We start from the raw sequence: 26566 nt of genomic DNA on the forward strand, positions 1-26566 counted from the left end.
TTCAAAAAAATGTGACAGAAACAGTCGCAGCTATTGCTCAGGCACGACTATCATCTATCGATATCGCCTTGCAAAGTTATCAAAAAATTGATTTGACCGATGTCGAGAATACCGATGAGCGTTACCTTAGTCTTATCGATCAATCCAACGCTTTAGCAACCATGACACAATCTGCTATGTTAGAAAATCGCCAACGGTATCTATCTGCCAGCATAGATTATGGTGAAAAAATGGAAACGTTCTATGAGAAGTATGCCGCTGAAAGTGACCAATCCCTGTTTCCAAAACAGGCAAAAGTGGTTCAAGAAACAAGTGAGTTCACACAAGTACTTGCCAAAAGCAAAGAATTTCATTGGAATCAGCAAGGATTTAGTGACTACTGGAAAACCGTTTTTTTACTCTATGGCGCACTACTTTTTTATTTGACTGTTTTCTGGTCAGCAGATCTTTTTCTTTCAGAAGTGAAACGACCGCAGTTTTCCAACAGCTTACCTTTTAGAAAACGAGACCGAATTTTTATTCCTATCATCATTCGACTGGCAATTTGCACCATAGGGACCAGCTTGTTTTTGATCAGTGCTGTTTTTTGTTCTTTCTTTTTTGATCATGTTGATTTTTCATATCCTTTTGCCTATTGGTTGCGGGAAATTCAAGCAATTGAATTTCTTCTCTTTTTGCTCTTGTATTTTCTGATGACGATTGTCATCACTGGCTTTGCCATTTGTTTGACCTCGTTCATTTTTACTGTAACGAAAGACGTCTTACAAACCTGCTTACTTGCTAGTTTACTTGGGGCATTACCGCTGATTGTTCCTAGTCGGATCTGGCTGCTTACACCATTTCAATTTCTGAATGTCTTCCAGCTGCTTCAAGGAGACTGTGCTTTTGCCAGTGATTGGTCATTCTATTCTTTTTATTTCGCTCTGATCCTCTTGCTCATCTATACGGTCGCTCTTTTTTGGTTGACCACACAACGATTGAAAGGGGGATTAAGGAAATGACTATCTGGATGTTCGAATTAAAGCGACAGTTTCGCCAAAAAAGAACGTATGTCTCTTTTTTCCTGCTTTTCTTCTTAGGTGTCTACTATACATTGCAGGTCGCCTCCAACTTTGAGCCGATCGATAAAATCAATCGACCTGTTATCAACACCAGAGTTGCGGAAAGACAGACATTTCTAGAAAATACTACTGTGGATGAAAATACTCACTTTTATGTTCATTATGCGCTGAGTGTATTTCCGATTTGGAACAAATGGGATCAAATGCGATTAGCAGCGATCGATGATCATGATTGGCGGCAATACGCTGAAGCCACGAGTGAATGGTATCGATTTTCTGACGAGCAGTTATTCGCAAACGATATTGGGGTTCTACGTTACGACATTCCTTATTATTTAAACAATAATCCGAATGCAAAAATCGATGGACATTTCGATTATCAAAAAAATATCTTGAAATATCAGGAATTTGCCCGCTATGAGGGGGAGGTGACAGCACAAGCCTTGGAGGAAAAAACGGCTTTGCAGGCATTGCTCAGAAGCAGTGAAACGATCTTGCCAATGGCTTTGCTTTTCTTTTTCATTTTAGGAATTAGTGATAGTTTTACACGGGACCAAAAACATGAGACACTGCTTGCGACATTTCCATTGCGCAAGTCTCGCAGATTTTTAGCCAAAGCTGCAGCTGGGTTAGCGTATGGACTCAGCTTGCTTTTACCAGTCATGGCTTGCGTTTTTCTCTATAGCTTTACCCATGAAGTTGGGCGCTTAAATTATCCAGTGGCGGTTTATTGGACGAGTGGTATCGAAGTGAATTTTGTTTTATCGACGTTGGGAAACGTGTTGCTTCGTTGCCTTGCTCTCTATGTGTTGTTCCTGATTCTTGGTTTTCTATTTGCGTTTTTACTAAATAAGTGGTTTTCTTCCCAGATTATTAGCGCAATGTTTTCATTGCTGCTGCTTGTTTCCAGTAATTTTTATCTGGTTCGAGGTGGCGGAGCATACAATAGCTGGCATTTTTTCCCCACTTCTTTTGTTAGTATTGGGAAGGTCGTATTGGGGAGAAGTTGGTTTGATTATTATGATCCTCGGATGCGTTTTGATTTCGGTGTCAGGGTCTTATTAGCCTGGATCGTTAGTTTAACGGGTTTGCTTCTGCTTACCTATCTGATTGAAGGGAGACGAAAAAAATGTTGAGCATTCAGAATTTATCCGTCAATTTTGGAGATAAGCAGATCCTAAAAAATATTTCCTTTGAATTGCCAGAAAAGGCGATTATTGGTTTAGTAGCGCCAAATGGTACTGGCAAGACCACAATGATGAAAGCCATACTGGGGCAAGTACCGCGCTTTTCTGGCGAGATAACGTTAAATGGCGAAGATTTCACTTCGCTAAAGAAAAAAAGTCGCTTATTAGAAAATGTATCTCTATTACCAGATCAAAGTGAATTGTTCGAGGAATTTACCGGTATTGAACATCTTGAGCTATACAAAAGTATTTGGAAGTCATCAAAGAAGGTTGAAACCATCGTTGCTCTGCTACAAATGGAAGATTATGCAAAAAACCGCGTAGCGACCTATTCATTAGGCATGCGTCAGCGGCTCTGTTTTGCGATGCAAGTAATCGGGGATACGTCATATATGTTCATGGACGAAGTGATGAACGGACTGGATCCTACCAATGTTTTATTGGTTTCGACTATTTTGCAGCAGCTGGCTGCAGAAGGAAAAGCGATTATGGTTTCTTCTCATATTTTGTATAATTTGGAGGAGATCTCTCAGCAGATCTTATTTCTGAAAGATGGGGTTATGTTTGAATACAATGATCCTAAAAAATCATTGATGGAAAAATATCAGGAGATTTATGTGAAGGGCCAATAATAAAAGGACAACCGTCAATTAAAAAGAGAGAAGCAAAAGACAACTCTTTTTTGCTCTCTCTTTATTCATTTTGTTCTTCGAAAAATGAAAAACATATCCAACTATTCGGTTCTGGGGATGTTGAAATCCGCAAAACTTTTTAATAGTAACTTTGAATCATTAAGAACGGATGATTTAGTAAGGATTTCCCGATGAGTCGGTATCGATCACAGCACCTTCAGGTGTTACTCGGAAAAATCCTATTGTCCCCGATCCGCCTTGATTACGAATCGAAATGCTTGTACCTCGGAAAAGATAATCAGCACCAACCATCCCGAAAAATGCGAATGTATAATCGTCATTTTTCATTTCTGGTCTAGCGGCATACAGCATTTCTAATGCTTGATCTTCCATAGAAAGCGTACCGTCAGCATTCGCTTGTGTATTTGAATCAGTCGCAATATCTGATGATTGGATTTGTGTGTTCTGTGTAACAGATGATTGGCTGGGAATTGTTCCAGTTGTTGTTTCAGCTATTGATTCATTTGTAGAAGAGGAACTGGAAAGAGTACTTTCACTTGTAAGCGAAGTGCGAGTAGTGCTTTCTTTGGTTGATACACTATCCGAGGTACCTGTGCTACAAGCTGCAAGACCCAACATTGAACATAAAAAATAGGCAATAAATATTTTTTTCATGTATTTTCTCCTTATAAGTAAAATTATACCAACTTATTTCTTTTATCTTAATAATACATCTATCTCATTCTAATTACTAGTAAATAGAATGAAGAATTTCAGATTTTTTTTACTATGTCTCAGTTGCTTAAACAGTATTCTCGCTTCCTCAGGTTTCCCGTATGAAATGATTATCGAGCTCTTTAGACGAAAAAAAGACCATTACAGATCGAAGTGATCTCTTTTTTTACTCATTTCGTTTCAGTTCAGTTCTAAAACCATATTAAACCAAGGGACATTTGCGTGCTTTGAAGCAGAAAGACCTTTTAAACTAATAACCGTATTTTTTGTAGAAAGGGATTAATGGCTCCAAACAGATCAATGTAATTCCAGTTCTTTGCTGCTCATTACACTGTAGGATAAATTGCTTCAAGAGTTTTCCGCCAAATCCGCAATGTCGGTACTCGGGTGCAACAGCTAAACTAAGAATGCTTTGATAACCGCCAGAAGAAGGGTTTAGACTGTTTTTTTGAATAGTTCATCATATAAATATCGCTCCTGGATAATCGGTCCAACAACATAGCCAATCGGTTGATCGTCGTCATCAACCGCAACCAAAAAACTATCTTTAATGATTGGGATGGTTTGTTCAAGAACCTTGCCTTAAAGTCCACTTCAAGAATTATACTGGAACTACCATTTTTGATGGGAAAAGAAAGGAGCAATTCAATGAACAAATGGACAAAAGGACTTTTTCTGACAATGCTTTTTCTAACAGGATGTAGCAGTGATTCAATGAATGACGAGCCAGACATTGGTACAACAGAAACAAGTACTAGTGACACCATTACGCAACAAATGAGAGAAACAGGGATTGATGGGGATGCCGATATTTTGATTGCCTACTTCACAAGACCAGAAAATTTAGAGCATGAACCAGCAGTCGAAGCAGTTTCTGGAAGTAGCTTTAATGTAATCGATGACACCTTAGTAGGAGATGTCCAGGTGATAGCAGAAATGATTGCTGAACAGACCGGCGGTGCGTTGTTCTCGATTCAAACAGAAGTAGGTTACCCTAACGTTTACGATGAACATACAGCTTTTGCGACTAGAGAGGTGGAAGAAGATGCCCGACCAACGTTGATGACTGACGTTGCCGAAATGACTGAAGTGGATGTTCTCTTTATCGGCTTTCCCGTTTGGTGGAACCGTGCCCCAAGAGCCGTTTTAACATTTCTTGAAACCTATGATCTTACGGATAAACAAATCATTCCTTTTGCAACCCATGGGGGAAGTGGACTGACCAATAGTCAAAATGAACTTCAAACGTTGTATCCAGCGTATGACTTTCTTGAAGGCTTTGCAGCAAGAGCGGGAAGTGTTGAAGAGGCTGAACCGAATCTGTTGAATTGGCTCGATGAACTAGGATATTAGCAAAATTCAAGTTTAGTAGCCGTTTCTCAATTGGCTACATGTTCATGATGTACCACAAATCGAAATAATCATAATATAATTATGGTAAACTAGTGTGGTTGATTTATGAATCATTTGGGATGAGTTGATGGATTAGAAGCAAGAGCTTCCACTTATTCCCGAGAAGAGTCAATTTTTCCAATTTATTCGTTCTAGGTTGACTACAATCGTGTTATTTAGGATAAGAAAGGTAGATCATGACCAAAGAGACGATTAATAGAATCACACCAATAACCGACAATGGCAATACAGGACCATTCCACGGACGTTTGTTCAGCAACGCACGCACTCTAAAGATGAATACTCCAAGTCCGAGTAAAGCGATCGCTACACAAAATAAAAAAATTGATAAATTTAACATCATATTCCTCCAAATCATTGTATGAGGACTCATACCAAGATACTCATACATCCTACGCCAAAAGCCGTAAAAAGCAAGCAGCTGACAAAACTGTTCGTTTAAGCGAACAGTTTTTACATGTTGTTGACGAATCTTTTTACAATTCTGCAATTTCCTACGCTTTTTTAGCTAGATTCGCTGGAACAGTGATTCTTTGTTATCATAAGAATTGATAAGGAGACTGGAGAGGGAGCTTCTCTTTTGTTTCGAACACCTTGAATGCACAAGAAAAAATGAGGAGGAGATTTTGTGGAAATTCGGTTATTAAAATATTTCTACACGATTGCGGAGGAAGGGACGATTTCTCAAGCTGCAGAAGTGCTCCACATTACACAACCGACATTGAGTCGACAATTAAAAGAATTAGAAGACGAGTTAGGGACGGCACTATTCACTCGTGATAATCGTAAAATGGTTTTAACGGAAGCGGGGCTTTTTTTAAAAAGCCGTGCGGAAGAGATTTTGAGTTTGACAGACCAGACAATGCAAGCGTTTGAAGATCGTAAAAAACATTTATTTAGCGGTCACTTCACGATTGGTTGTGTGGAAGCAGATAATTCCGATACGCTCTCCTTGATGTTGGAAGAATTTATCAATGATTATCCTAATGTTCGCTTTCATATTTATAGTGGTACAGGAGATGACATCAGCGATCGTCTGGAAAAAGGCTTGTTGGATCTAGCGATCTTGATCGAACCGATTGAAATCGAGAAGTACGAAAAAATCGTTCTTCCACGAAAAGAAACATGGGGCTTTTTGACATCGGCTGATTCTTTTCTTGCGCATAAAGAAGAGATTACACCCGAAGACATCAAAGGTGTGCCTTTATTGATCTCCAAGCGTCCAGAAGTACAGCAAATGTTCAGTCAATGGTCGAAGACACCAGTGGAAGAGTTGCCGATCGTGGGTACCTACAATTTAATATTCAATGTCTTTTCCTTAGTAGAAAGCCATGTTGGTTCGGCACTGACTGTTAGTGGCGCTGTTGGTCAGCGAAGGAATGAGGCAATCAAGTTTCTGCCTTTAGTACCACAAATCGAGACCAGCTGTGTATTGGTTTGGAAAAAGAATCGTGTACTGTCGCCAGTCGTTATCGAGTTTATTCGACGATTTCGCGATTCCTTTCAATAATCTCAGTGTAAACATCAAAAGAAGCGGTGATATCCGCTTCTTTTTTGTATATCGAAACCAGCTATGCTTTGTAAGCATAAGGTCTTGTGTGAAAAAGCATTAGCCAATCCAACTCGAGTGGCTTACCATTAAATCTATCAGGAAACAAAGAGTAGGAGGTGACAAAATGGCGGCGATACTTGTTTGTTCACGAGCTGGTGAAAATCTGATTGAGGGACAGCTAAAAAAACTGGGCTTAGGAAATACGCAGATTCTAGCAGAGAAACTGTCAGAGCAGCTGCAATGCCCCCTTTATCCCCTTGCCCCTGTGGAACCTTATCCTGAAAGCTATCAGGCGATGGTCGAACAAGCACAAAAAGAAAAAGCTACTAATGATTTTCCCCGTTATCAAACAGTACCGTCTGCGTTTTTTAAAGAACGGGTACTATTTGTTGGATTTCCCAACTGGTGGGGGAGCTATCCGAGGATCGTGGCGAGTTTTTTAAAAGACCATCATTTCGATGGGAAGATTATTTTTCCCTTTTGTACCCATGAAGGCTCAGGATTCGGCTCTAGCCTTGAAGACTTTAAAAAAACTTGTCCTGAAGCCCTCATATATCCTGGATTAGCCATCCGTGGTTCACGAGTGAATAAGGCGAATACTGCCATTCAAAATTGGGTGAGCCAGCATTTTATCACAATAGAAGAAGGAGTCGATCGATATGGTAAAGAAACAAACTGCAGGAAGAGATAACCTAGGGACATTTGCGCCGAAATTTGCGCAATTAAATGATGATGTGTTATTTGATGAAGTTTGGTCACGTGAGGCAGAATTGGCTCCTCATACGAGAAGCTTAGTAACGATATCTGTCTTGATTTCGGGTGGCAATTTTGAGCAATTGACTGCCCATCTGACGATTGGCAAAGAAAACGGGATCACAGCAGAAGAAATCGCTGAGGTGATCACTCATCTGGCTTTCTATGTTGGTTGGCCCAAAGCTTGGTCTGCTTTTAACATCGCCAAAACGGTTTATCAAGAAGAGCTAGCTGAATTGGAGGAAAAATAAATGTCAGAACTCGATGCAGCAAAAGAAGCTGGAATCTTTTCATTAGGTAACACAAATGACGCCTATGCACAATATTTTAACGGTCAGAGTTACTTGAATCCTTTAGTAGCTGATCCAGCGATTCCAGTCAACGTTGGCAATGTGACCTTTGAACCAGGTTGCCGCAACAATTGGCATCGGCATATCGATGGTGGGTATCAATTGTTGTTGGTGACTTCAGGAGAAGGCTGGTACCAAGAAGCAGGCAAGAAACCGCAAAAACTTACTGTTGGTGATGTCGTAGTCATTAAGGAAGGGGTCAAACATTGGCATGGTGCAGCAAAAAATAGTTGGTTTGCCCATGTAGCGATTACTGCTGGTGCTTCAGAATGGTTAGAAGCAGTCAGTGATGAAGAATACGATCAATTGCCTGATGCATAAGCGATGATAAGGCAGCCGTACTGGAAGGCGTGTAACAAATCTTATGGGGTCTCACCTGACTGGGGCAGCCAATAGTGTGGCGAGTCAAAAGAGATCGGAGTGATCAATGTGAATGAATGTACGGTCGAGCCGATGATTCAACCTTTGTAAATAGGAGAGAAAAAAGAAGCGTCCACTTGCACAGCTAACGTGCGAATGGACGCTTCTTTTTGTTTAGCCAAGATAAAATTCAATCAACGTTTTTGCAATTAGTTTTGTCATGGGATGACCTTTAGTAAAGCTTGATGCTAAATAGACCGTCCTTGATAAGGGGAAATCTGCTAGTTCACGTAAAAAGAAAGGTGCCTCATCTTCATAGCCCCAAGTAATTTTAGGAAAGAACGTGATTCCTAGTCCTTGATTGATAAGGGAGCGCAACGTCGCCGGATCGTCCGTCGTTGAACCGATAGCCAAACTGATTTTTTTTGCTTCAAAAGCTTCGTCGATGGTTCTACGCAGTGGGCTGTTTTCAACCAGCATCAGCAAAGGCACTTGTTGGATATCGGCAACTTGCAAGTCTTTTTTTTCTGCCATAGGGTGCTTTTGGGGGATCGCCAGTAAGATGGGTTCCGTGAATATCGGCAGATTAGTCAAGCCGTTCTTTGGCTCTGAGGTAATGTAGAAGGCTTGTTCTTTGTTGGTCTCCTTACTGCCGTGCTGCTTGATCGAAAGTTGGATCTCAGGGTGCTTTTCAACGAATGTCGCCACCAGGTTAGGCAAGGAAACGGATGCGACTTCAGAGTAGATCGTCACCGCCGGGACCATTTCTCCATTTAAGGCTTGGATCGCACTCATTCCTTCGTCGAAACGTGCTAACGTCTCAACGACATAGGGATAAAATTCTTCCGCATACATCGTCAACTCGATATGCCGACCGGCATGATAGAACAAAGGAACGCCTAGTTCACTTTCTAGGTGTTTCATGGCACGGCTCAAGGCAGGTTGTGAGATGTATAATTCTTGTGCAGATTGGGTAATATTTTTCGATTCGGCTACTTTTTTAAAGTAGCGTAAATGATCAAGGTTCATCAGATACTCCTCTTTCCATACCTTTTGGTTATGGATATTCACGAAACTGGTATTTTTTATTATAACAAACTTCCGTTATTATGACACAGGAAAGAGAAATTGTTTAGGAGGTGTTTCATGAGTACAGGTTTCTTATACCCAGGACAAGGCAGTCAGACCAGCAAGATGCTTGAGGACGTGCCTGCCAGTTATTTCCATCGGCTAGAACAGGCGACAGGCTTTGATTTACACCCTGTATCGGGGGATCTCAAACAAGATACCGTCTCTATTCAGTTGGCCCTTTTAGTAAAAGCAGCTTTTTACACGGACCAGATGAAAGCATCTGGTGTGCAACCTCAGCTTGTGGCGGGGCATTCGATTGGCGCTTTTTCCGCTGCGTTAGCTTGTGAAAGCTTGAGTTTCGAAAATGCCGCTAGCTTGGTCTATCATCGGGCGACATTGATGAAAGAAGCCTATCCGACTGATTATGCCATGGGGGTACTGGTTGGTGTAACGAGAAGTGAAGCAGAAGCGCTCGTGGCAAAAACATTTGATCCTGCTGCTCCCGTCTATTTATCAAATGAAAATTGCCCCATGCAGCATACGATCTCTGGTCATATCAAAGGCTTGCGCAAGACGCTAGCTCAAGCGAAAGATTATCATGCGCAAACCGCCAAACTTTTAGCAGTGCCTGTCCCGTCTCATTGTGTGTTGATGGCAGAACCCGTGAAACGGTTTGCGCCATTTATGAACACGGTATTCCTTGATGTGCCTATCTGTCCGTACCTCAAAAATACGGATGGTCGGATGACCATGAACCCTGAAGAGATCCGTCGAGATTTGCTGCAAAATATTGCTTATCCGGTGCAGTGGAACAAGATCATGGATGTTGCCTACGAAGCAGGACTTGATTTGGCTCTTGAATTTCCTCCTGGCAATACCCTAACAAAACTGATCCAAGCAAAATTTGGTGAAAACAAAGCGATCCGTGTGATCAATTTGGATCAACATGGCTTGGATGATGCTTTATTCCTATATCAAAAATGGAGATGAATAGAATGGAAAAACCTGCAAGAAACTGGGCAAGTAAACGTGAAAAGAAGGCCCAAACCATGAAAAAAATCGAGCATCTTCTCGATGGAAAATATGTCCCAACGGAAGCGATCATTGAAGTCTTAGAACAGTTGATCCGTCCGGGAGACAAAGTGGTCCTTGAAGGCGACAATCAAAAACAAGCAAGCTTCCTATCAAAAAGCTTAGAACAAGTCGATGCTCAAAAAGTCAATAATTTGCATATGATCATGTCGAGTATCTCCCGTCCAGAACATTTGACGATATTTGAAAAAGGCATTGCAGCGAAAATCGATTTTTCTTATGCAGGCGCACAAAGTACGCGCGTTGCCCAAATGATTGAAGACAAAACCATGAAATTAGGGGACATTCATACGTATTTGGAATTATATGGTCGCTTATTTATCGACTTGATTCCGAATGTGGTCCTTGTGGCGGCGGACAAAGCCGATCGCCAAGGAAATCTTTATACAGGTTACAATACGGAAGAAACGCCAACGATCGTCGAAGCAGCAGCCTTTAAAGATGGTATCGTGATCGTCCAAGTTAATGAAGTGGTCGATCGTTTGCCGCGGGTCGATATTCCCAGCGATTGGATCGATGTTGTCGTGGTAGCAGATCAACCGTATCAATTAGAAGCCCTCTTTACGAGAGATCCGCAAAACATTACGGAATTACAAATTTTGATGGCGATGATGGCATTAAAAGGAATCTATGCAGAACATGAAGTACAATCGTTGAATCATGGGATCGGTTTTAATACCGCTGCGATCGAGTTACTTTTACCAACCTATGGAGAAACCCTTGGAATCAAAGGAAAAGTAGCGAAAAACTGGGTCTTGAATCCTCATCCAACGATGATTCCAGCTATCGAATCTGGTTGGGTCGAAAGCATCCACAGTTTTGGTGGGGAAGTTGGTATGGAAAAATATATTGCCGCTCGACCCGATGTATTCTTTGTCGGAAAAGACGGCACGATGCGCAGCAATCGAGCATTATCACAAACTGCAGGTCAATATGCCATCGATATGTTTATCGGTTCGACCTTACAACTAGATTATCAAGGAAATTCTTCTACAGTGACGAAAGGCCGCTTATCTGGGTTTGGTGGTGCACCAAATATGGGGCATAATCCGGGGGGCCGTCGCCATTCGACTCCAGCTTGGCAATCCTTGCGGGATGAAACAGATCCTTTAGCAAAAGGACAAAAATTAGTCGTTCAAATGGTTGAAACGTATGGTTCCAATAAAAAACCTGTTTTTGTAGAAACGTTAGATGCGTTGGCTGTCCAAAAGCAAGCTGGTTTAGCCAATGCCCCAATTATGATCTATAGCGAAGATACGACGCATATCGTGACAGAAGAAGGCATCGCTTATCTTTATAAAGCAAACTCAAAAGAGGAAAAACAAGCAGCAATCGCAGCCATCGGCGGTGTAACCCCACTAGGAATGACCAGCACAAAAGCTTCTCTGGATGCCTTGCGCAAAGCGGGAATCGTGAAATTACCAGAAGACTTAGGGATCAAACGCAGTGATGCCAAACGATCATTGCTAGCAGCTCAAACCGTTGATGATTTGATCGAATGGTCCGATGGGTTGTACGAACCGCCAATGAAATTCAGAACGTGGTCTTAATAAGAGCAAGAGGAGAGAAGAAGAGATGGAAAAATTAGCTTATACGTATCAAACAACGAAACCAGTCACCAAAAAAGTCCATGTTGGCGTGGTTGGTTCTGGAGACTTGGAAATTCTGCTTTTTCCAACAGACAAACAAGAAACCACCGTTTCAGTTTGTACAGGAAGTGACGGCTTTGGCGATGTGTGGCAAAATGTCTTGACGCGTTTTTTTGAGCGCTATCCAATCAGTGCGCAAATAGTGATCAACGACTTTGGCGCCACTCCCGGTGTGGTTTACCTACGATTAACCCAAGCAATGGAGGAACTAGCAGATGAAGAATAGTTTTGTAGAATTAAATGCTCGAGAACGGGTGCACGCATTATTGGATGCCAAGAGCGGTCGTGAATTGATCGATCCATTCGACCAAATGATCGCACCCAATCTGGTGGCTCAAGACATCGTGCCACAAAGCGATGATGGGATCGTTGTGTGTCGTGGAACGATTTCTGGAGAAAACGTAGTCGGGATCGCTATGGAAGGGAAATTCCAAGGTGGCGGGATCGGTGAAGTTTCTGGTGCTAAAATCATCGCTGCATTGACGCATGTGTTGGAAGAAAACCAAAAGGGCAATCCGATCACACCGATCATCATCCTCGATACTGGTGGGGTACGCCTCCAAGAAGCGAATTACGGCTTATTGTCGATCGCAGAAATCGGCAATTTGATCGTTGCAATAAAATCGTATGTGCCAGTGATTGGCTTAGTGCCAGGTCGGGTGGGTTCTTTTGGCGGTATGTCGATTACCTCAGCACTTATGAGCTACTTGATAGCGACGAAGAAAGCCCGTATCGGTTTGAACGGTCCTGAAGTCATCGAACAAGAAGCTGGCGTGAGAGAATTTGATTCCAGTGATAAAGATTTGATTTGGAATACCATTGGCGCCAAACAACGTTTGGAAGCACAAATGATCGATGAACTAGTGACTGACAGTGTCGAATCGATCCAAGAAGCTGTGATTGCGGCGATGGTTGAAAAGAAAGACAGTCATCGCAGCGAAAAAAGTGGTTTTTATCTTTCTCTTTTAAACGAACTTGATCTATCAAAGCCGCTGACTATCGAGGCATACAATAAGGCTCTTGCAGCGCATAAAGCAACTGAAGTGGCACCTATTACTGTAACAGAAGGCCAAGAAGCTGCTGCTGACAGTATCGGTTATCATTGGTTTTCAGCATTGACGAATCTGCAGTTCCCAACCTCAACTAGTGCAACAGTCTATGCAGCTGCATCTGACCTTTTTACTGAAGAAGTCGTTGTTACAGCAATCGTGCCAAACCCAAATAATCCGATGTATCGGGTACGCAATGGAGAAGTTGGTTTAGTCGAAGGGTACGAGATGGGCCATCTGTTAGAAACTGTTTATCACGAAGACAAAGAGAAAGCAATCAAACGGCCAATCGTTGCGGTCATCGATGTCCCTAGCCAAGCGTATGGCTATAATGAAGAATTGATTGGTATTCATGCAGCTTTAGCAAATAGTGCGGCAGCTTATGCCAAACTACGCCAAGCGGGTCATCCAGTGATCGGTTTTATCGCTGGTAATGCGATCTCTGGGGCTTTCTTAGCGCATGGCTTGCAATCAAGTCGTCTGATCGCATTAAATAGTGAAAAGATCACTGTTCAAGCAATGTCAAAAGAAAGTGCAAGTCGGGTCACCAAACGGTCGATTGCAGCGATTGAAGCCGCGGCGGAAAAAGTACCAAGTATTGCTTATGATATCAAAAATTATACGAAACTTGGGGCAATCTTCACTTTCTTATCCTCCATTACGGATCAGTCTGTCACCTCTGAAAGCAAAGCGACTGTAATTGAAGCGATCAATGAGGCGATTGATGATGTGCGTAAAACGAATGACACGATGTTGACCAGTCGCTACAACAATCCGATCGCTAAAAAGAGCGGCCGGCTGGAAACGAATAACGTATTTGAAAAAATGAATGCAGAATGGAATGAGTAACGAATGAACCGTGCCCACGATATCGTTCAATTAGATAAAGAAGTTCTTGATATGATTGATATTCCCAAATGGTTTTCTGAAAAAGAACAGCTTTTTGCGACCGTCCGTCATGGGAAACCCCGTAACCCCAGCTATTTACCAGTGGGGTTGCGCGGGGAAAAGCGGCAAGAACGGTTTGCCTTTGAGGCACCCTGCAACATGATCAAACGAACGATCCATCCTTGGGAATTGATCACTCGTGAGAGCTTTCGATTCAATGAAGTAGCCAATTATACAGTTTACCGCAACTATCAACAAGCACGGCTTTTATTGAAGCACTATTCTTGGGGAATCGGTGGCAGCTTGGGTTTTGAATTGGCTGCAAAACAGGCAGCAATCAAGCCGACCAGTGATTTAGATCTGTTGCTTTATGCCGACACGAAAGAAAAGCTGCCACTGGAACTATTGGAAAAGCAGGCAGCCTTTTTTCAACAGATCGATGTTCAAGTTATCACAAAACAAGGCGGGTTTGCCTTAAAGGAGTATTTGGACCATCCATCAAAAAAAATCTTAGTAAAAACAGACGAAGGGCCAAAACTCACCACTGAGATTTGGTAATTATTAGAAAAGTGAGCGAAAAACATGTTTGAGAACAACGATTTAAAAATCAACATCAGTGATTTCCAAAAAGTATTTGCCGTGACAGCAGTAATGATGCAAACGATTTTGACTTTTGCCTTATCCAATACCCAAGATGAAAAGACTGCAGCATTCATCGGTACCTTTTATGTCTTGGTGAAATTTACCGCACCCCTGTTTATTTTTGCTATTGTTTATAACATGGTTAAGACAAGTCAACATCTGTCTTATCTAGAATTTTTGAAAGAAAAGTTTTTTGAACTTGTCGTGCCATATGTGCTTTGGACGACGGCTTATTTATGGCTGTTTCCCGCTGTCCAACAAGGAAAACCTTATACTGACACAGCAACGTTTTTACTGAAATATGTGACGGGGGATGCGGCGCCACACTTGTGGTATACGATCATGATGCTGCAGATCCAATTGTTGATGCCGTTTTTTGTCTGGTTAGGCTACAAAGTGTTGACGAAGAAAAAAGCTGTTTGGCCAGTATTGATCGTCGCAACTGCTTTGTATGTCGCTTGGTATGTGTTTTATGATCGCCAAGTTTTTGAAGGACCGCATCATGAAAGCTGGTATTTATTGGATCGGTTTGTCTTTAGCTTTGTGATCTACGGGATCTATGGCGAGGCCGCTTTGATTTATCACGAAACCGTCTATCGCTTCCTATACAAGATTCGCTACGCTTTCTTGCCAGTGGGCTTAGCATTAGGGCTATTATCTGCCAATCATCTGCTACATTATGCAGGTGATCTAAGTTTCGCTCATGCACCGTATTTAAATACATTGCAAAGCTTATATAGCTTAGTATTGATTTTTGCAGTCTTTATGTTTGGATCAACCATGATCAAAAACAATGCCCCACAGTTAGGGACGTTTAAGTGGCTGTCTACTTATGCGTATCGGACCTATCTTGCCAATGTTTTTGTCTTTCAAGTCTTGTTGCTATGCTTCAAAGATTTATTGCTGCAACTGCCAATGGGCATCATGATCATCGTCGCTTATTTGGCAACTGCCAGCTGTGGTTTTTTAACAAGCTATGTTTTGCATGTTTTATGGGTAACGATCAAAGGTCAAATCAAAAACTAGAGGAGGAGTTGGATGTTTGCATTAGCTGTAGAAGAAAATTGTCGACGACTCGCCCAATTGGTAGAAGAAGCCTTGATTGCAGAAGTGACATTGTCCCCAAAACCTGGGTTAGTGGATGCCATTGATTCAGGTGCCCATCACGATATGGATCAAGCACTCTTTCTACGATCAGCTCGAGCATTGACGCCATACTTTGAAGAAATGGCCTTGGTGTCTTGGGGAAGCAGCATGTCTCAAGAGTTGCGGGAAGCAATCGCTGCAATCGGTCGGAAGGCAGAACAGGCGATGTTGGCAGCCACTGGTGGCATCAACACTCATAAAGGAGCCATCTGGGCATTAGGCTTGCTCATCAGCGCCGTCAGTAGCCAACTTAGTCGCAAACAGCGGATTTTTTTACCAGAAGTCTTTTCTGACATCCAGCTTCTCACTGCATTTCCTGATCGCGCGCTGATTCAACAAACAGAAAGTCATGGCAAAACTGTTCAAGCCAAATATGGACATCTCGGTGCGTATGGGGAAGCTGCTGCTGGGTTCCCTCATGTTCAAATCGCTCTAGCAGATTATTTTTCTCGGGATTGTTCCAATGAGACCAAAAAAAGGCTCCACATGCTGTTGGCGATCATCGCTACGCTGGACGATACGTGTATTTTATACCGCAGCAATCAAGAGGTACTGGCACTGGTTCAGCAACTCGCACAAAAAGCCAATCAGCAAGCGTTGCCGAACCCAGCATTTCATGCACTAGCAGCCTTCTGCCAGTCAGAAAATGTGTCTCCAGGCGGCAGTGCTGATCTGTTGGCTGCCAGCTTCTTTTTATTGTCCATCAACTCGGTTTTACCCGTAAACGAAGGAAAGACCGTTTACCAATAACTCTTTTCCTTAGAAGAAAGGCAACGATTCTTCTAAGGATTTTTTGTTTCATTTTTTCGCTCGATTAAGAAAAATAAAATCTCTTGCTATTTGCATAGTTTAATGATTAGATAATTCTTAGGCACTACTGAAATGCTTCGTTGCTCCATTGCAACGAATAAAGGAGTTACAGATGAAATACTATAATGCTTTTCTTCAAAATCTTGTGTTGCGGCGCTGGACTGTCCTGTTTATGCTTGCGGGCATTCTTTTTTTGTTTCGCAGTCTGATGACCATTCTTTTGCTGACCTTTATCTTTACGTATCTGATTTATCGGCTGGTTCTTTTGCTCCATCGAAAAAGCCATCTGCCCATCAAGCTTACGAGCATCCTGACCTACAGCTTGATTGTTTTTATTCTTTATTTAGTAGCAACAAATTATGTACCCATCATCATCAAACAATCCGTCCAATTAGTCAATTCCGTTGCTGATTTCTACCAACGGACAGACTCCAATAATGAATTGATCGAATATGTCTTGAATTTATTGCAGACCAGCGAATACATCCAGAAATTACAAAGCGGCGTTCTAGTCGTGATCAATTATCTGTATAATTTCGGTGAGTTGGCGTTGACTGTGCTGATCTCCTTTCTGCTTAGTTTCTTCTTTATGATCGATAACAAAAAGACCGTTGCGTTTTCTCGGCTGTTTTTGCAAGGGCGAGGGGCGTGGTTCTTTGAAGATGTTTACTATTTAGGAGCTAAGTTTACGCGGGCTTTCGGAAATGTGATCGAGACGCAGTTGGTGATCGCCTTAGTCAATACAGCGATCACTGTTTTCGCCTTAGCGGTGATGGGCTTTCCGCAGCTGTTGAGTTTGGCGTTGATGATTTTCTTTCTCAGCTTGATTCCTGTTGCTGGTGTGATCATCTCGTGTGTTCCATTGACGTTTATTGCCTATTCTATCGGCGGATTTAATGACGTGATCTACATTCTATTGATCATAGTGTTTGTTCATGCGTTGGAATCCTATATCTTAAATCCCCGCTTGATGGCTAATAAAACAGAGATCCCGATGTTTTACACGTTTATTCTCCTGTATCTTAGCGAACATCTCTTTGGCTTGTGGGGCTTGATCATCGGGATCCCATTGTTCACTTTCTTTTTAGATTTAATGAATGTGAAAGAGATTCCGCGATTGCGTAAAAAAACGATGACACCTTGCAGGACCAATAAAAATGATTGCTGTAAAGGATGGCAATTGATAGAAAAAACCATCTCTGCCGATGAAAGGCGAGATGGCTTTTTTATTTCGCAGCAATTTTTTTCGTAAAGGAGACAAAGCAGATTGCTGAAGAGGGGCTTTGAAACCTGCCTGTTGGGAAATACCCCAAAGAATGATAAAAGTGAACCAGCTTGGGTTCGTGCCGTCGGTGTTTTATTGAAAAAGATCATTTATCGATGTAACCAAGTCGTCATAGGTTTGACCGGTAGCGATTGCATAAACGGAAAGCAAAAAGACGAGTGCTGCTGCCAACACGTAAAAAATACGGAGGCGATAGCCGTCACCTGTCCGGCGATTTTTTACAAAAGTAAAAACCGTCACAGCTAGATAAGCGAAGGTCAATAAACAAATAAGATACGTAATAATTTCTGGAGTCATAAGCGTTTTCCTTTCTTTTTTTCGTTTGTATAAAAATATAATATAACCATTTCGATACCGTCAAAGAAAGCGCTCAATTTTTGATACAAAAAACTGACCGAGTGGTAGCCACTGGTCAGTTCTATTCAAAAACGATGGGGCATGATCTTAATTGTCTTTTTTTCCGCATCTAGTAAGCTTCTTAGTTCATCAGCTAAAGCGATACAGGCAATGCTATCTGTTAAGGACATCAGGGGATTTTCGAGTTGTCCTTGTGCAAGAGCGGTGTGAACTGCTTGAATCTCTGAATGGAAATCATCGATCTCGTACCCAATATCATAGACCATGTCTTCTTGGTCAATCGTCACGGTAAAAGAAGCGGGGCGATGGAAGTTGGGGATCGTGATTTTCCCTTTTGTTCCTTGTAATTCCGCCACCGTCTCTTTTGTTTGGTCAAATCCAGTCTCAATCACTGCGACAAAGTCTTCACTGACAAAGCGTGCTTCAACGTAGGTATCAACCCCAGTTTCATAAAGGCTGTAACCGATCAATTCGGCAGTTAAATTTTCTGGTGAAAAATCTTGAATAAAGGCTAAGTTATAGATCCCCATATCCAGTAAAGCACCACCTTGTTTTGGCAGATAATGATAAGAACTGCCTTTGACTGGTAAATGGCGGCGAAAAGTAGTCGTAACACTGGTCAGCTCGCCGATATGACCACCATCCACAAGTTCTTTTAGTTTGCGATACGCTGGGGTGAAGCGTGGCTTCATAGCTTCCATAAAGAAGACTTCGTGTGCTTGGGCTTGTTTTTGTACATCGCGCATTTCTTGTGCAGTCAAGGTTGCTGGTTTTTCACATAAAACAGCTTTTTTCGCTTGAAAGGCTTTGATGATCCATTCATAGTGATACAAATGCGGCAAAGCAATATAAACGACATCGATAGTTGGATCATCTAATAGGTTTTGGTAGTCATCAAAGACGACGTCACACGGAAATTTTGCTTGAAACGCTTGCGCTTTTTCCATCGTACGACAAGCAACCCCATAAAGCTGGGCGTCTTGAAAATTTTCTAAACTTGCAGCAAAGCGATTGGCGATATTTCCGGCACCAATAATTCCCCAATTGATCATTTCATTTCCCTCTTTTCTTCAGTTGACGGGTATTCTGAGAGAATCCCTGATTCCAAAACAGTTTGTTTTTTTCTTAACTCGACAATATTTTTTTGGTATTCTTTGGCATACAGCAATGCAAACAGTGAATCTAAAATATACTCAAAAGCGACCTGTGAAGAAAAGGTACCGACTTTGAGAAAATCACGTTCATCATGAGAAGCGATGATCGCATGGGTCGCTAATGGGATGATTTTCGCATAGGCGTTACCAGAAATCACAATCACTGGTACGCCGACATCACGAAAGTGCTGCATGATTTTTTCGTATTGCGTATTTTTCCCACGGTAGGTAATAAACACGGCACAATCATTTTGCGTGACGTTCGATGCATTCCACGCATCATCCCCATATTCATCAGCAACGATCAGATACTTATTGATTTTGACTAACTTATTTTGAAAACTTCTTGCCCGAATCTGAGAATCGCCGCGAGCAAATAAGAAAATCCGTTGCGCAGCTTCCAACGATTGCACCACTGCTTCCATCGTTTCTGGGGCAACCTGAGCGTGGGTTTTGTGGATCGAGTTGATCGTTAGATCGGCCATTTTTTTCAAAATGTCAGGTGTTTGATCCTTGGGCGAAAAGGGGAAATTCGCGTCAACAAAGGTTGGGTTGAACATCTGATTATGGGCAATTTCAGCCAGACCTAAGCGAAAACTTTTAAATCCTTCATACCCCATCTTTTTGGCTAGACGAATGACGGAAGAGTGGGATGTGTAGGTATGCTTGGCGATGACTTCAATCGTCAACGAAGGCACATCATTGATATTTAGCAAAATATAATCGGCAATCCGTTTCTCCGTATTGGTCAATCCTTCTTGAAGCCGTAATTTATCTCCTAATAACATCAAACCACCTCTTTCTAATCATAGCCTAGGACAAAGAAAACCAAAAGCAAAAACTGTACATTTTTGTCAATTTGGTAAAAATGTTCAGAACCACTGAGCAGTTTGCGAAAAAGTCTGGTCAAAAGAACCTGTTTTTGGCAAAAGACTTCCCATTTCGAAGGATTTCATCAATAATCAAGCTATCAATTCATAGGAGGCGTCACAATGTTAACTATCGCATATCTCGGAAACGGAAAAAGCACCAATCGCTACCATCTGCCTTTTTCAACCAAGCTACAGGATAAGATCAAAGTAAAGACGATCTATTCACCAAGCGGAAAGCTGACCTGGCCAACACTAGAAGGCGTTCATTACACCTCTGACTTAGAGGATATCTACCGTGATCCTGAAATTCAATTAGTTGTGGTCACGACCCCCAGTCATTTGCATTATGAATTAGGCAAGGATGTCTTGCTTCATGGGAAAAATGTCTTGATCGAAAAACCTTTTACGGAAACTTCGGCACAAGCAAAGGAATTGTTCGCACTGGCGCAGGAGAAAGGCTTGTTTGTGCAATGCTATCAAAATCGCCGCTTTGATTCCGATTTTTTGACCACGCAAAAAGTGATCGAAAGTGGCGTGCTCGGAGATCTCTTAGAAGTAGAGATGCATTATGATTATTTTCGTCCAGAGATTCCACGGTCAGTGACCGAATTTTCATTGAATACTAGCTACTTGTACGGACACGCTTGTCATACACTGGACCAAGTGATCTCCTATTTTGGACAACCAGACGATGTCCATTATGAGGTTCGGCAATTGCTTGGAAAAAATCGCATGAATGATTACTTCGATTTGGATCTGTTTTATGGTCGAATGAAAGTCTCAGTCAAATCTAGTTACTTCCGATTAAAAGAGCGGCCTAGTTTTGTCGTTTATGGCGAAAACGGCGTTTTTGTAAAACAAACCAAGGATCGACAAGAAGAGCATCTAAAACAGTTTTATCTCCCAGATCATGCCGATTTTGGGATCGATTTGCCAGAGCACTATGGCACACTAACTTATATGGATGCTAACGGGAACTACCATGAAGAAAAAGTCATCTCTGAAATTGGTGATTATAGCCGTGTGTATGAGGGCGTCTATGAAACGATCATCCATGGCAAAGAAAAAATCGTGAAAGACGAAGAAACGATTTTACAAATCGAAATGGTAGAAACAGGCATCAATCAAGTGATCACTGAGTCATAAGGCAGAGTGATTATGGGGCTTTTGACAAACAAAGCGCCTGAAGGCATCAACTGACTCAACGTAAAGGAGTTGATCCGAATCGAACCTTCAGAAATCCTGCAAGAAGAACAGCAGCTGCAGTTTGCTCATTTTGACAATGACCTCGCATTGCGGTTGGTTATTGCCATCGATCAGTACGTTAAAAGGAACTACCCGAAGCCGGTAGGGATCAAAGTTGTTCATCAGGGCTTGCCGATCATTCGATTTTTAATGGCAGGGCGAAAAGAGAGCCCTTGGCTTGAAAGAAAAGAACGAACGGTACTAGAAAGCGGGCATAGTTCACTATACGTCTATGCGCAAAAAGATAGAGATATACAATTTGCTAAGTGGGCACAAGACGAACATTATGCAATTTGTGGTGGTGGTTTTCCAATTATCGAAGACAGAAAAGTCACTGGTGCTATCTGTGTGTCAGGTTTGGCCCATTTAGAGGATCATAAAGTGGTCACTGAAGTATTGAAACAAATGATCCAAGAAGATAGAAAAGGGGAAGCAAGATGAACTTAGCGATTTTAGGGGCAGGCATGATCGTCCATGATTTTTTAACGGTGGCAGGGGATGTCCCACAACTTGAACTGTCCGCTATTTTTGGGACAGAAAATGATTTAGAAAAAATGAATCACTTAAAACAGCAATACAAGATTCAAACCGTCTACACAGAGTTAGGGGCATGTTTGGCGGATCCATCCGTTGACACCGTGTATGTCGCACTGCCCAATCATTTGCATTATTCCTTTGCCAAAGAAGCAATCCTCGCTGGCAAACACGTCATTTGTGAAAAGCCATTTACGTTGCAGACACGAGAATTAGTAGAATTAGCAGAAATGGCTGCTGCCCACAAGGTGCTTTTGATCGAAGCCATCACAAATCAGTACTTAGCCAACTATCAAGGAATAAAAGCGCAGCTTGAAACATTGGGAGAGCTGAAATTGATTGAATGCAACTATTCGCAGTATTCTTCTCGTTATGATTTATTCAAAGAGGGAACCGTTTTACCTGCATTTAACCCGAAAATGGGTGGTGGGGCATTGATGGATATCAATATCTATAATATTCATTTTGTCGTCGGGCTTTTAGGAAAACCAAAAAGTGTCCGCTATTTTGCTAATGTCGAACAGGGGATCGATACTTCTGGCATGCTGTTTTTAGACTATGAACAAACAAAAGTCGTTTGTATTGGCGCCAAAGATTCGACAGCGACGATTCGTTCAACGATCCAAGGGACGAAAGGATCGATCATCGTCAATGGGCCGACGAATATGCTTGCCAGTTATGACGTTGAATCGGTTCATGGGGCAAAAAGCCATCAGGATCGCAGCGTTCACGGACATCGTATGTTTGAAGAATTTGTCCGCTTTGCACAAGCCATTCACGAAAATGATCAGGCCTTTGTCAAGGAACGCCTTGCCCATAGCAAGCTGGTGATGGAAGTCGTGGAAAAAGCATTGGCAGATGCCCAGATCGTATTAGGATAATCGCATCAATGAGGAAAGACACCAGCTTCTTAGAAAAGTTGCTGGTGTCTTTGTCTGTTGTCTTATTTTTTCTTCTTTAAACTCAATAAGGTTAGTGGGATACCCAAGATGAGGTAGCCGATAATCGTCATCAAACAGACCGCCAGCCAAAAGTTTTCTACTGCTAGAAATGCAATCAGGCCATATGCCGCCAGAATCGAGAGAAAATAAAAAAGAAAGAGCTGAAAAAAACGTTTAAAACTCACAGTCATTCATTCTCCTTTGTCGTTAAACTGACAAGAAAAGTATACCACATCAAATGCAACTTCAAGGGCTGATTGTGATCATTCGCAGGAGCCACAAAAGGCGAATTGTTTTGTCGGCTGACCGTGATTCGCTATACTTGAAGGGAAGAGAAAGCGCAGGAATATTTTTTTAGGAGAAGGAGGAGACAGATGAAAAAGGTGGATGTACTGATTATCGGAGCGGGTCCAGCTGGAACGGCTGCTGCCTACGGGTTAAAAGCCAAAGGTAAGACAGTCGCGATCGTTGAAGCCGATTTATGGGGTGGCACTTGTCCCAATCGCGGGTGCGATCCGAAAAAACTACTGATGCGAGGCGTAGAAGTCAAAACAGAGGCGAAACGTATGCAAGGCAATGGTGTTCAAGGACAGGTAGCCATTGATTGGCCGGCACTGATGGCGTTTAAGCGCTCGTATACCGATCGGGTGCCAGAGTCAACCAAACAAGGGTTACTAGCAGAAGGGATCACTACTTACTACGGACAAGCCGCTTTTCGTGATGCCCATACGGTCGTCGCGGACGCAGAAGAGATTCAAGCAGAAAAAATAATTATTGCGACAGGACAGCGTCCAGCCGTACTGCCCATCGTCGGCAAGGAGCATTTACAAAGCAGTACTGATTTTCTTTCCTTTGAAAAGATGCCAGCAACGATTGCTTTCATAGGTGCTGGGTATATTACCTTCGAATTGGCAATGATCGCTCAAGCAGCAGGTGCTGAAGTTCATGTGATCCATCATAATGACCAGCCGCTAAAAGGATTTGATGCTGAATTGACCGCAGAAATGGTTCGTTCAATGCAGGACCAAGGCGTTTCGTTCCACTTTAATCAGAACACGCGGCGAATCACGAAAGAACAAAACCACTATACGATCCAGACACAAGCATTGTCTCTCACCGTAGAAGCAGTGATTGGTGCCACGGGACGCAGACCCAATAGCGATCAGCTGCAACTGGAAAAGGCAGGGGTAGAAACGTCAAAACAAGGGATCGTAGTAAATGAGTTTTTGCAGACTAGTCAAAGACACATCTATGCAATTGGGGATGTGCTAGCGAAAAAGCAGCCCAAACTGACGCCTGTTGCCAGCTTTGAAGCCGCCTATCTTGTCGATCATATAGATGACCAGAAAACACCCATCCGCTATCCGCTGATCCCTACGCTGGTTTTTGGTGCGGAAAAACTAGCAAGAATCGGGATCAGTGAGCAAGAGATTGCCGATAATGCCTCAGAGTATCATAGCGAGGTGATGGATCTTTCTTCTTGGTATACCTATCGACGAATCAATGATCAAGATGCAAAAATCAAATTGGTTTATAACACATCTGATACCATCGTTGCGGTCACGATTGTTTCTGCATTGGCCGATGAGTTGATCAACCACTTCGTTTTTGTGTTGGAGAATCAGCTATCGAAAGAAGCGCTGGCCCAAATGATTTTTGCCTACCCAACACCTGCTAGCGATTTGTCCTATTTTCTATAAATAATCAAACAAGCCTGCGCTAGTTTCCGCTAGCACAGGCTCTAAATTATTATGTCCGTATTGACTATAGTCCGTGAACCTTAAATGAACCTTAAAGTTAGGCTGGGTTTCATTTAGGCAATGTCTTTGTTTTCTAGTAACCCTAGGTTTAGGCTTTTTTTGACAGTCGGCGGACAGCTGCAATCAGTAAGATCGCTGACAAGAAGAGTCCGACCAAATAGATGATGAAAACAGAATCTGGCTCATAGTGCCGATAATTGAATATTTTTACCATAAAAAAGAGAAACGGGATCGCTGCAATAAGGGTTGAAACGAAACGTTTCCGCCATTGTATGAAAAACGATCCAATCACTAGAAAAAGACAAAACGGGATCCAAAAGACCAAATGTCCGATAAGTTCGATTTTTCACACCTCCTAGCAAGTAAAATCATCATAACGTTTCTTCCTAAAAAGCAAGCGTGAAGGAAAAAATAATCCCATTAGGCATGTATGAAATTATGAGTGGAGTCTTCTGAAAAGTTCACAAGAAATCTGAGAATTTCAAAAGGAAATGAAAAAACGAACGGTTAGGAATATCCCAATAGTCCGAGACAAAAAATACCTCTTGCAGCATTCATTTTGACTTGAATCCTGCAAGGGGTACTCTTTTGTAGAAAATCTGGTGCTTTATTCAATTGATATAAAAGAAATGCCTAGGAAGGAGCAGCAGTCCTTTCTTATGGCAAGATGTTCTTACTATAAAAAAGGGAAATGACCATACCTATGTCCAACAGATCCTTATAATAAAATCCTTTTAGTGGACCAATGTGTAAGAAAAATCCGAGAATCATTAATACAAACAGCAGCAGAAAAAGCAGGTTGAAAGCGGTCATCAAGCGAAAACTGAAATGCCAATTACTCAGGAAATACTGATATTTCGCTGCTCGGTAAACTTTGTTTTGAATCGGAATTTTCTTGAGTGCAGGGATCGATTCATGATAGGACGTAAATAATTCGTAGTCTTTTTTCGTCAGTACTTCTGAGAAAATGTGCGTCCCTGCCTGAAAGTCGAAATAGCCCCAATGGAATTGTTCTTTATCCTCTGGTGATTCGTGCTTCATCAGCTTTCTTGGCTTGATCGTGAACGCCTTGATGGTCTCATAGGGGTAACTGAAATAGGTGTTACTTTCTAAATAGTCGATGATGACCAGAAAAAGCATGCGGGTTTCTGTGAAAACTAACAAACGATTGCCGCGGGTATCATGAAAGATGTCACGGTATGCTTTTGCTTTCTCGGTTGTTGCATAGGCATAGGCGCCAAGTCCTTGATTGGCGAAGGCGAGGTTTCCATCTGGCGTCAAAGGCAGATAGCCAAGAATCGTTTCGTCTTTTGCTAAAAGCGTCTGAAGCTCCTCTAATAGATCTTGCAAGAAAACATATTGTTTGGACAGCTCGAAAGTTGTTGCTTTTACTTGTTCAGATATTTTTGTCAGTGAATTGTTTTCATTTAAGACTAACTGTTTAAAATCCATCGATAGTCATCCTTTCTTTTAAGCGTTTGCGGCCACGGGAAAGACGATTGTAGATCGCTGAGACATTTAAGTTCGTCTGCTCTGCGATGGTTTCTGGTGACTCTTGGTAAAAATAGTAGAGCAGAAAAATCCTTTGATCAAGGGCTTCAAGGTCTTCAATAAAGCCCAAAAAGGTTTCCTTTGTCAAAGGTGATTCTTCAATAGCTAGTTCCTGCTCATCAACAGGTTTTTCTTCCAGTGAGCGCTTGTTCAACTTCCGCTTGTGGTCAATCGCACGACTACGACTGATCAAAAGCAGCCAAGTAATCAAGCGGCTTCTTTCTGGTTGGTACGCAGCAATCTTTTGCCAAACCTCGTAAAAAACTTCGTTCGCTACATCTTGGCGCTCGCTCACTTCATGCGGTTGGGAGAGGACACTATGAATCGTCCTCAGCATGCTATCACCATAAACAGCTAACAGTTCTTCTAAGCCGGCATAGTCTTTCTTTTTGATTCGTTCAATGATTTCTTCATCCTGCACCTTTTTCACCCCTTCACACTATATACGAAGAATGTTTGCCTTTTCTATCAGAAAAA

At 42.1% G+C, this 26566-nt stretch carries 31 protein-coding genes; 20 read left to right on the forward strand and 11 right to left on the reverse strand.

Annotated features, from left to right (window positions below; genetic code table 11):
• The first annotated feature begins 11 nt into the window (after positions 1 to 11).
• From IGI76_RS07895 to IGI76_RS07905, 3 genes are read left to right on the forward strand one after another with little or no spacing between them, the layout of a single operon-like run.
• Positions 12 to 1001, forward strand: a complete 990-nt coding sequence (locus tag IGI76_RS07895) for a hypothetical protein (RefSeq protein ID WP_438781324.1) — start codon at positions 12 to 14, stop codon at positions 999 to 1001.
• The gene (locus IGI76_RS07900) at positions 998 to 2197 is read left to right on the forward strand and encodes a Tat pathway signal sequence domain protein (protein WP_195960676.1); all 1200 of its coding nucleotides are present in this window, start codon (positions 998 to 1000) and stop codon (positions 2195 to 2197) included. Before IGI76_RS07895 ends, IGI76_RS07900 begins: the two co-directional genes overlap by 4 nt.
• Entirely contained in the window at positions 2191 to 2880 is a 690-nt protein-coding gene (locus IGI76_RS07905; protein WP_195960677.1) for an ABC transporter ATP-binding protein, read from the forward strand. The genes IGI76_RS07900 and IGI76_RS07905 overlap by 7 nt, the downstream gene beginning before the upstream one ends.
• A 174-nt stretch (positions 2881 to 3054) precedes the next feature.
• On the opposite strand, the gene IGI76_RS07910 is transcribed toward IGI76_RS07905, so the two are convergent.
• Positions 3055 to 3555, reverse strand: coding sequence for a hypothetical protein (locus tag IGI76_RS07910; protein WP_005226030.1), 501 nt, complete (start codon positions 3553 to 3555; stop codon positions 3055 to 3057).
• A 310-nt stretch (positions 3556 to 3865) separates the two neighbouring features.
• The gene (locus IGI76_RS07915; RefSeq protein ID WP_368856678.1) at positions 3866 to 4069 is read right to left on the reverse strand and encodes a GNAT family N-acetyltransferase; all 204 of its coding nucleotides are present in this window, start codon (positions 4067 to 4069) and stop codon (positions 3866 to 3868) included.
• 194 nt (positions 4070 to 4263) lie between these two features.
• Here IGI76_RS07915 and IGI76_RS07920 point away from each other — a divergent pair, with 194 nt between their 5' ends.
• Positions 4264 to 4968 carry a flavodoxin gene (locus IGI76_RS07920; protein ID WP_438781326.1) on the forward strand — a complete coding sequence of 235 codons (705 nt, stop codon included), beginning with the start codon at positions 4264 to 4266 and terminating at the stop codon, positions 4966 to 4968.
• A gap of 211 nt (positions 4969 to 5179) precedes the next feature.
• On the opposite strand, the gene IGI76_RS07925 is transcribed toward IGI76_RS07920, so the two are convergent.
• A complete protein-coding gene (locus tag IGI76_RS07925) occupies positions 5180 to 5368 on the reverse strand; it encodes a hypothetical protein (RefSeq protein ID WP_185939944.1) in 189 nt (62 codons plus the stop codon).
• Between the two features lie 288 nt (positions 5369 to 5656).
• Between IGI76_RS07925 and IGI76_RS07930 the strand changes: the two genes are divergently transcribed.
• The 4 genes from IGI76_RS07930 (at position 5657) to IGI76_RS07945 (ending at position 8004) form a co-directional block, all read left to right on the forward strand.
• A complete protein-coding gene (locus IGI76_RS07930) occupies positions 5657 to 6538 on the forward strand; it encodes a LysR family transcriptional regulator (RefSeq protein ID WP_438781328.1) in 882 nt (293 codons plus the stop codon).
• Between the two features lie 166 nt (positions 6539 to 6704).
• A complete protein-coding gene (locus tag IGI76_RS07935) occupies positions 6705 to 7271 on the forward strand; it encodes a flavodoxin (RefSeq protein ID WP_434232668.1) in 567 nt (188 codons plus the stop codon).
• Positions 7240 to 7584 carry a carboxymuconolactone decarboxylase family protein gene (locus IGI76_RS07940; RefSeq protein ID WP_434232669.1) on the forward strand — a complete coding sequence of 115 codons (345 nt, stop codon included), beginning with the start codon at positions 7240 to 7242 and terminating at the stop codon, positions 7582 to 7584. Before IGI76_RS07935 ends, IGI76_RS07940 begins: the two co-directional genes overlap by 32 nt.
• Entirely contained in the window at positions 7585 to 8004 is a 420-nt protein-coding gene (locus IGI76_RS07945; RefSeq protein ID WP_016609368.1) for a cupin domain-containing protein, read from the forward strand.
• A gap of 213 nt (positions 8005 to 8217) precedes the next feature.
• Here the strand turns inward: IGI76_RS07945 and IGI76_RS07950 are convergent, their stop codons facing one another.
• Positions 8218 to 9072, reverse strand: a complete 855-nt coding sequence (locus IGI76_RS07950) for a LysR family transcriptional regulator (protein WP_438781330.1) — start codon at positions 9070 to 9072, stop codon at positions 8218 to 8220.
• A 117-nt stretch (positions 9073 to 9189) separates the two neighbouring features.
• On the opposite strand from IGI76_RS07950, the gene IGI76_RS07955 reads away from it, so the two are divergent.
• The 8 genes from IGI76_RS07955 to IGI76_RS07990 all read left to right on the forward strand — a co-directional run bounded on the left by IGI76_RS07955 (position 9190) and on the right by IGI76_RS07990 (position 17642).
• A complete protein-coding gene (locus tag IGI76_RS07955; protein WP_010748321.1) occupies positions 9190 to 10104 on the forward strand; it encodes an ACP S-malonyltransferase in 915 nt (304 codons plus the stop codon).
• Positions 10105 to 10109: 5 nt separating this feature from the next.
• Entirely contained in the window at positions 10110 to 11756 is a 1647-nt protein-coding gene (gene mdcA, locus IGI76_RS07960) for a malonate decarboxylase subunit alpha (RefSeq protein ID WP_015509676.1), read from the forward strand.
• 25 nt (positions 11757 to 11781) lie between these two features.
• Positions 11782 to 12081: a malonate decarboxylase subunit delta gene (locus IGI76_RS07965; protein ID WP_005226050.1), complete on the forward strand. Its 300-nt coding sequence runs from the start codon at positions 11782 to 11784 to the stop codon at positions 12079 to 12081.
• A complete protein-coding gene (mdcD, locus tag IGI76_RS07970; protein WP_142968424.1) occupies positions 12071 to 13753 on the forward strand; it encodes a biotin-independent malonate decarboxylase subunit beta in 1683 nt (560 codons plus the stop codon). Before IGI76_RS07965 ends, mdcD begins: the two co-directional genes overlap by 11 nt.
• 3 nt (positions 13754 to 13756) lie before the next feature.
• Positions 13757 to 14350 carry a malonate decarboxylase holo-ACP synthase gene (locus IGI76_RS07975; protein ID WP_142968425.1) on the forward strand — a complete coding sequence of 198 codons (594 nt, stop codon included), beginning with the start codon at positions 13757 to 13759 and terminating at the stop codon, positions 14348 to 14350.
• Between the two features lie 24 nt (positions 14351 to 14374).
• Positions 14375 to 15460 carry an acyltransferase family protein gene (locus IGI76_RS07980; protein ID WP_010748325.1) on the forward strand — a complete coding sequence of 362 codons (1086 nt, stop codon included), beginning with the start codon at positions 14375 to 14377 and terminating at the stop codon, positions 15458 to 15460.
• Positions 15461 to 15472: 12 nt separating this feature from the next.
• Positions 15473 to 16330 carry a triphosphoribosyl-dephospho-CoA synthase gene (locus IGI76_RS07985; RefSeq protein WP_005231353.1) on the forward strand — a complete coding sequence of 286 codons (858 nt, stop codon included), beginning with the start codon at positions 15473 to 15475 and terminating at the stop codon, positions 16328 to 16330.
• 172 nt (positions 16331 to 16502) lie between these two features.
• Positions 16503 to 17642 (forward strand): AI-2E family transporter, encoded by a 1140-nt coding sequence (locus IGI76_RS07990; protein WP_438781333.1) that lies wholly within the window; start codon positions 16503 to 16505, stop codon positions 17640 to 17642.
• A 105-nt stretch (positions 17643 to 17747) separates the two neighbouring features.
• Here the strand turns inward: IGI76_RS07990 and IGI76_RS07995 are convergent, their stop codons facing one another.
• The 3 genes from IGI76_RS07995 to IGI76_RS08005 all read right to left on the reverse strand — a co-directional run bounded on the left by IGI76_RS07995 (position 17748) and on the right by IGI76_RS08005 (position 19974).
• Positions 17748 to 17972 (reverse strand): hypothetical protein, encoded by a 225-nt coding sequence (locus IGI76_RS07995; RefSeq protein ID WP_005226057.1) that lies wholly within the window; start codon positions 17970 to 17972, stop codon positions 17748 to 17750.
• Between the two features lie 125 nt (positions 17973 to 18097).
• On the reverse strand, positions 18098 to 19084 hold the full coding sequence (locus tag IGI76_RS08000; RefSeq protein ID WP_438781335.1) for a Gfo/Idh/MocA family protein: 987 nt from the start codon (positions 19082 to 19084) through the stop codon (positions 18098 to 18100).
• Entirely contained in the window at positions 19081 to 19974 is an 894-nt protein-coding gene (locus IGI76_RS08005) for a MurR/RpiR family transcriptional regulator (protein WP_333719152.1), read from the reverse strand. The genes IGI76_RS08000 and IGI76_RS08005 overlap by 4 nt, the downstream gene beginning before the upstream one ends.
• A 204-nt stretch (positions 19975 to 20178) precedes the next feature.
• Between IGI76_RS08005 and IGI76_RS08010 the strand changes: the two genes are divergently transcribed.
• The 3 genes from IGI76_RS08010 to IGI76_RS08020 all read left to right on the forward strand — a co-directional run bounded on the left by IGI76_RS08010 (position 20179) and on the right by IGI76_RS08020 (position 22718).
• On the forward strand, positions 20179 to 21204 hold the full coding sequence (locus IGI76_RS08010) for a Gfo/Idh/MocA family oxidoreductase (protein WP_333719153.1): 1026 nt from the start codon (positions 20179 to 20181) through the stop codon (positions 21202 to 21204).
• A gap of 69 nt (positions 21205 to 21273) precedes the next feature.
• Positions 21274 to 21744 (forward strand): heme-binding protein, encoded by a 471-nt coding sequence (locus IGI76_RS08015; protein ID WP_333719154.1) that lies wholly within the window; start codon positions 21274 to 21276, stop codon positions 21742 to 21744.
• Complete coding sequence (locus tag IGI76_RS08020; RefSeq protein ID WP_167823249.1) at positions 21741 to 22718, forward strand: Gfo/Idh/MocA family protein; 978 nt, start codon at positions 21741 to 21743, stop codon at positions 22716 to 22718. The genes IGI76_RS08015 and IGI76_RS08020 overlap by 4 nt, the downstream gene beginning before the upstream one ends.
• A gap of 62 nt (positions 22719 to 22780) precedes the next feature.
• Here IGI76_RS08020 and IGI76_RS08025 read toward each other — a convergent pair whose 3' ends face one another.
• The gene (locus IGI76_RS08025) at positions 22781 to 22969 is read right to left on the reverse strand and encodes a hypothetical protein (RefSeq protein WP_333719155.1); all 189 of its coding nucleotides are present in this window, start codon (positions 22967 to 22969) and stop codon (positions 22781 to 22783) included.
• A gap of 183 nt (positions 22970 to 23152) precedes the next feature.
• Between IGI76_RS08025 and IGI76_RS08030 the strand changes: the two genes are divergently transcribed.
• On the forward strand, positions 23153 to 24478 hold the full coding sequence (locus IGI76_RS08030) for a dihydrolipoyl dehydrogenase family protein (protein ID WP_333719156.1): 1326 nt from the start codon (positions 23153 to 23155) through the stop codon (positions 24476 to 24478).
• A 148-nt stretch (positions 24479 to 24626) separates the two neighbouring features.
• Here the strand turns inward: IGI76_RS08030 and IGI76_RS08035 are convergent, their stop codons facing one another.
• From IGI76_RS08035 to IGI76_RS08045, 3 genes are all read right to left on the reverse strand, one after another.
• Positions 24627 to 24752, reverse strand: coding sequence for a hypothetical protein (locus tag IGI76_RS08035; RefSeq protein ID WP_270288240.1), 126 nt, complete (start codon positions 24750 to 24752; stop codon positions 24627 to 24629).
• 443 nt (positions 24753 to 25195) lie between these two features.
• Positions 25196 to 25990, reverse strand: a complete 795-nt coding sequence (locus tag IGI76_RS08040) for a hypothetical protein (protein ID WP_081117174.1) — start codon at positions 25988 to 25990, stop codon at positions 25196 to 25198.
• Positions 25980 to 26519, reverse strand: a complete 540-nt coding sequence (locus IGI76_RS08045; RefSeq protein ID WP_167823252.1) for a sigma-70 family RNA polymerase sigma factor — start codon at positions 26517 to 26519, stop codon at positions 25980 to 25982. The genes IGI76_RS08040 and IGI76_RS08045 overlap by 11 nt, the downstream gene beginning before the upstream one ends.
• Positions 26520 to 26566: the final 47 nt, after the last annotated feature.

Origin of the sequence: Enterococcus sp. DIV2449a (assembly GCF_051711225.1) — a bacterium.
Lineage (GTDB): Bacteria > Bacillota > Bacilli > Lactobacillales > Enterococcaceae > Enterococcus_D > Enterococcus_D casseliflavus.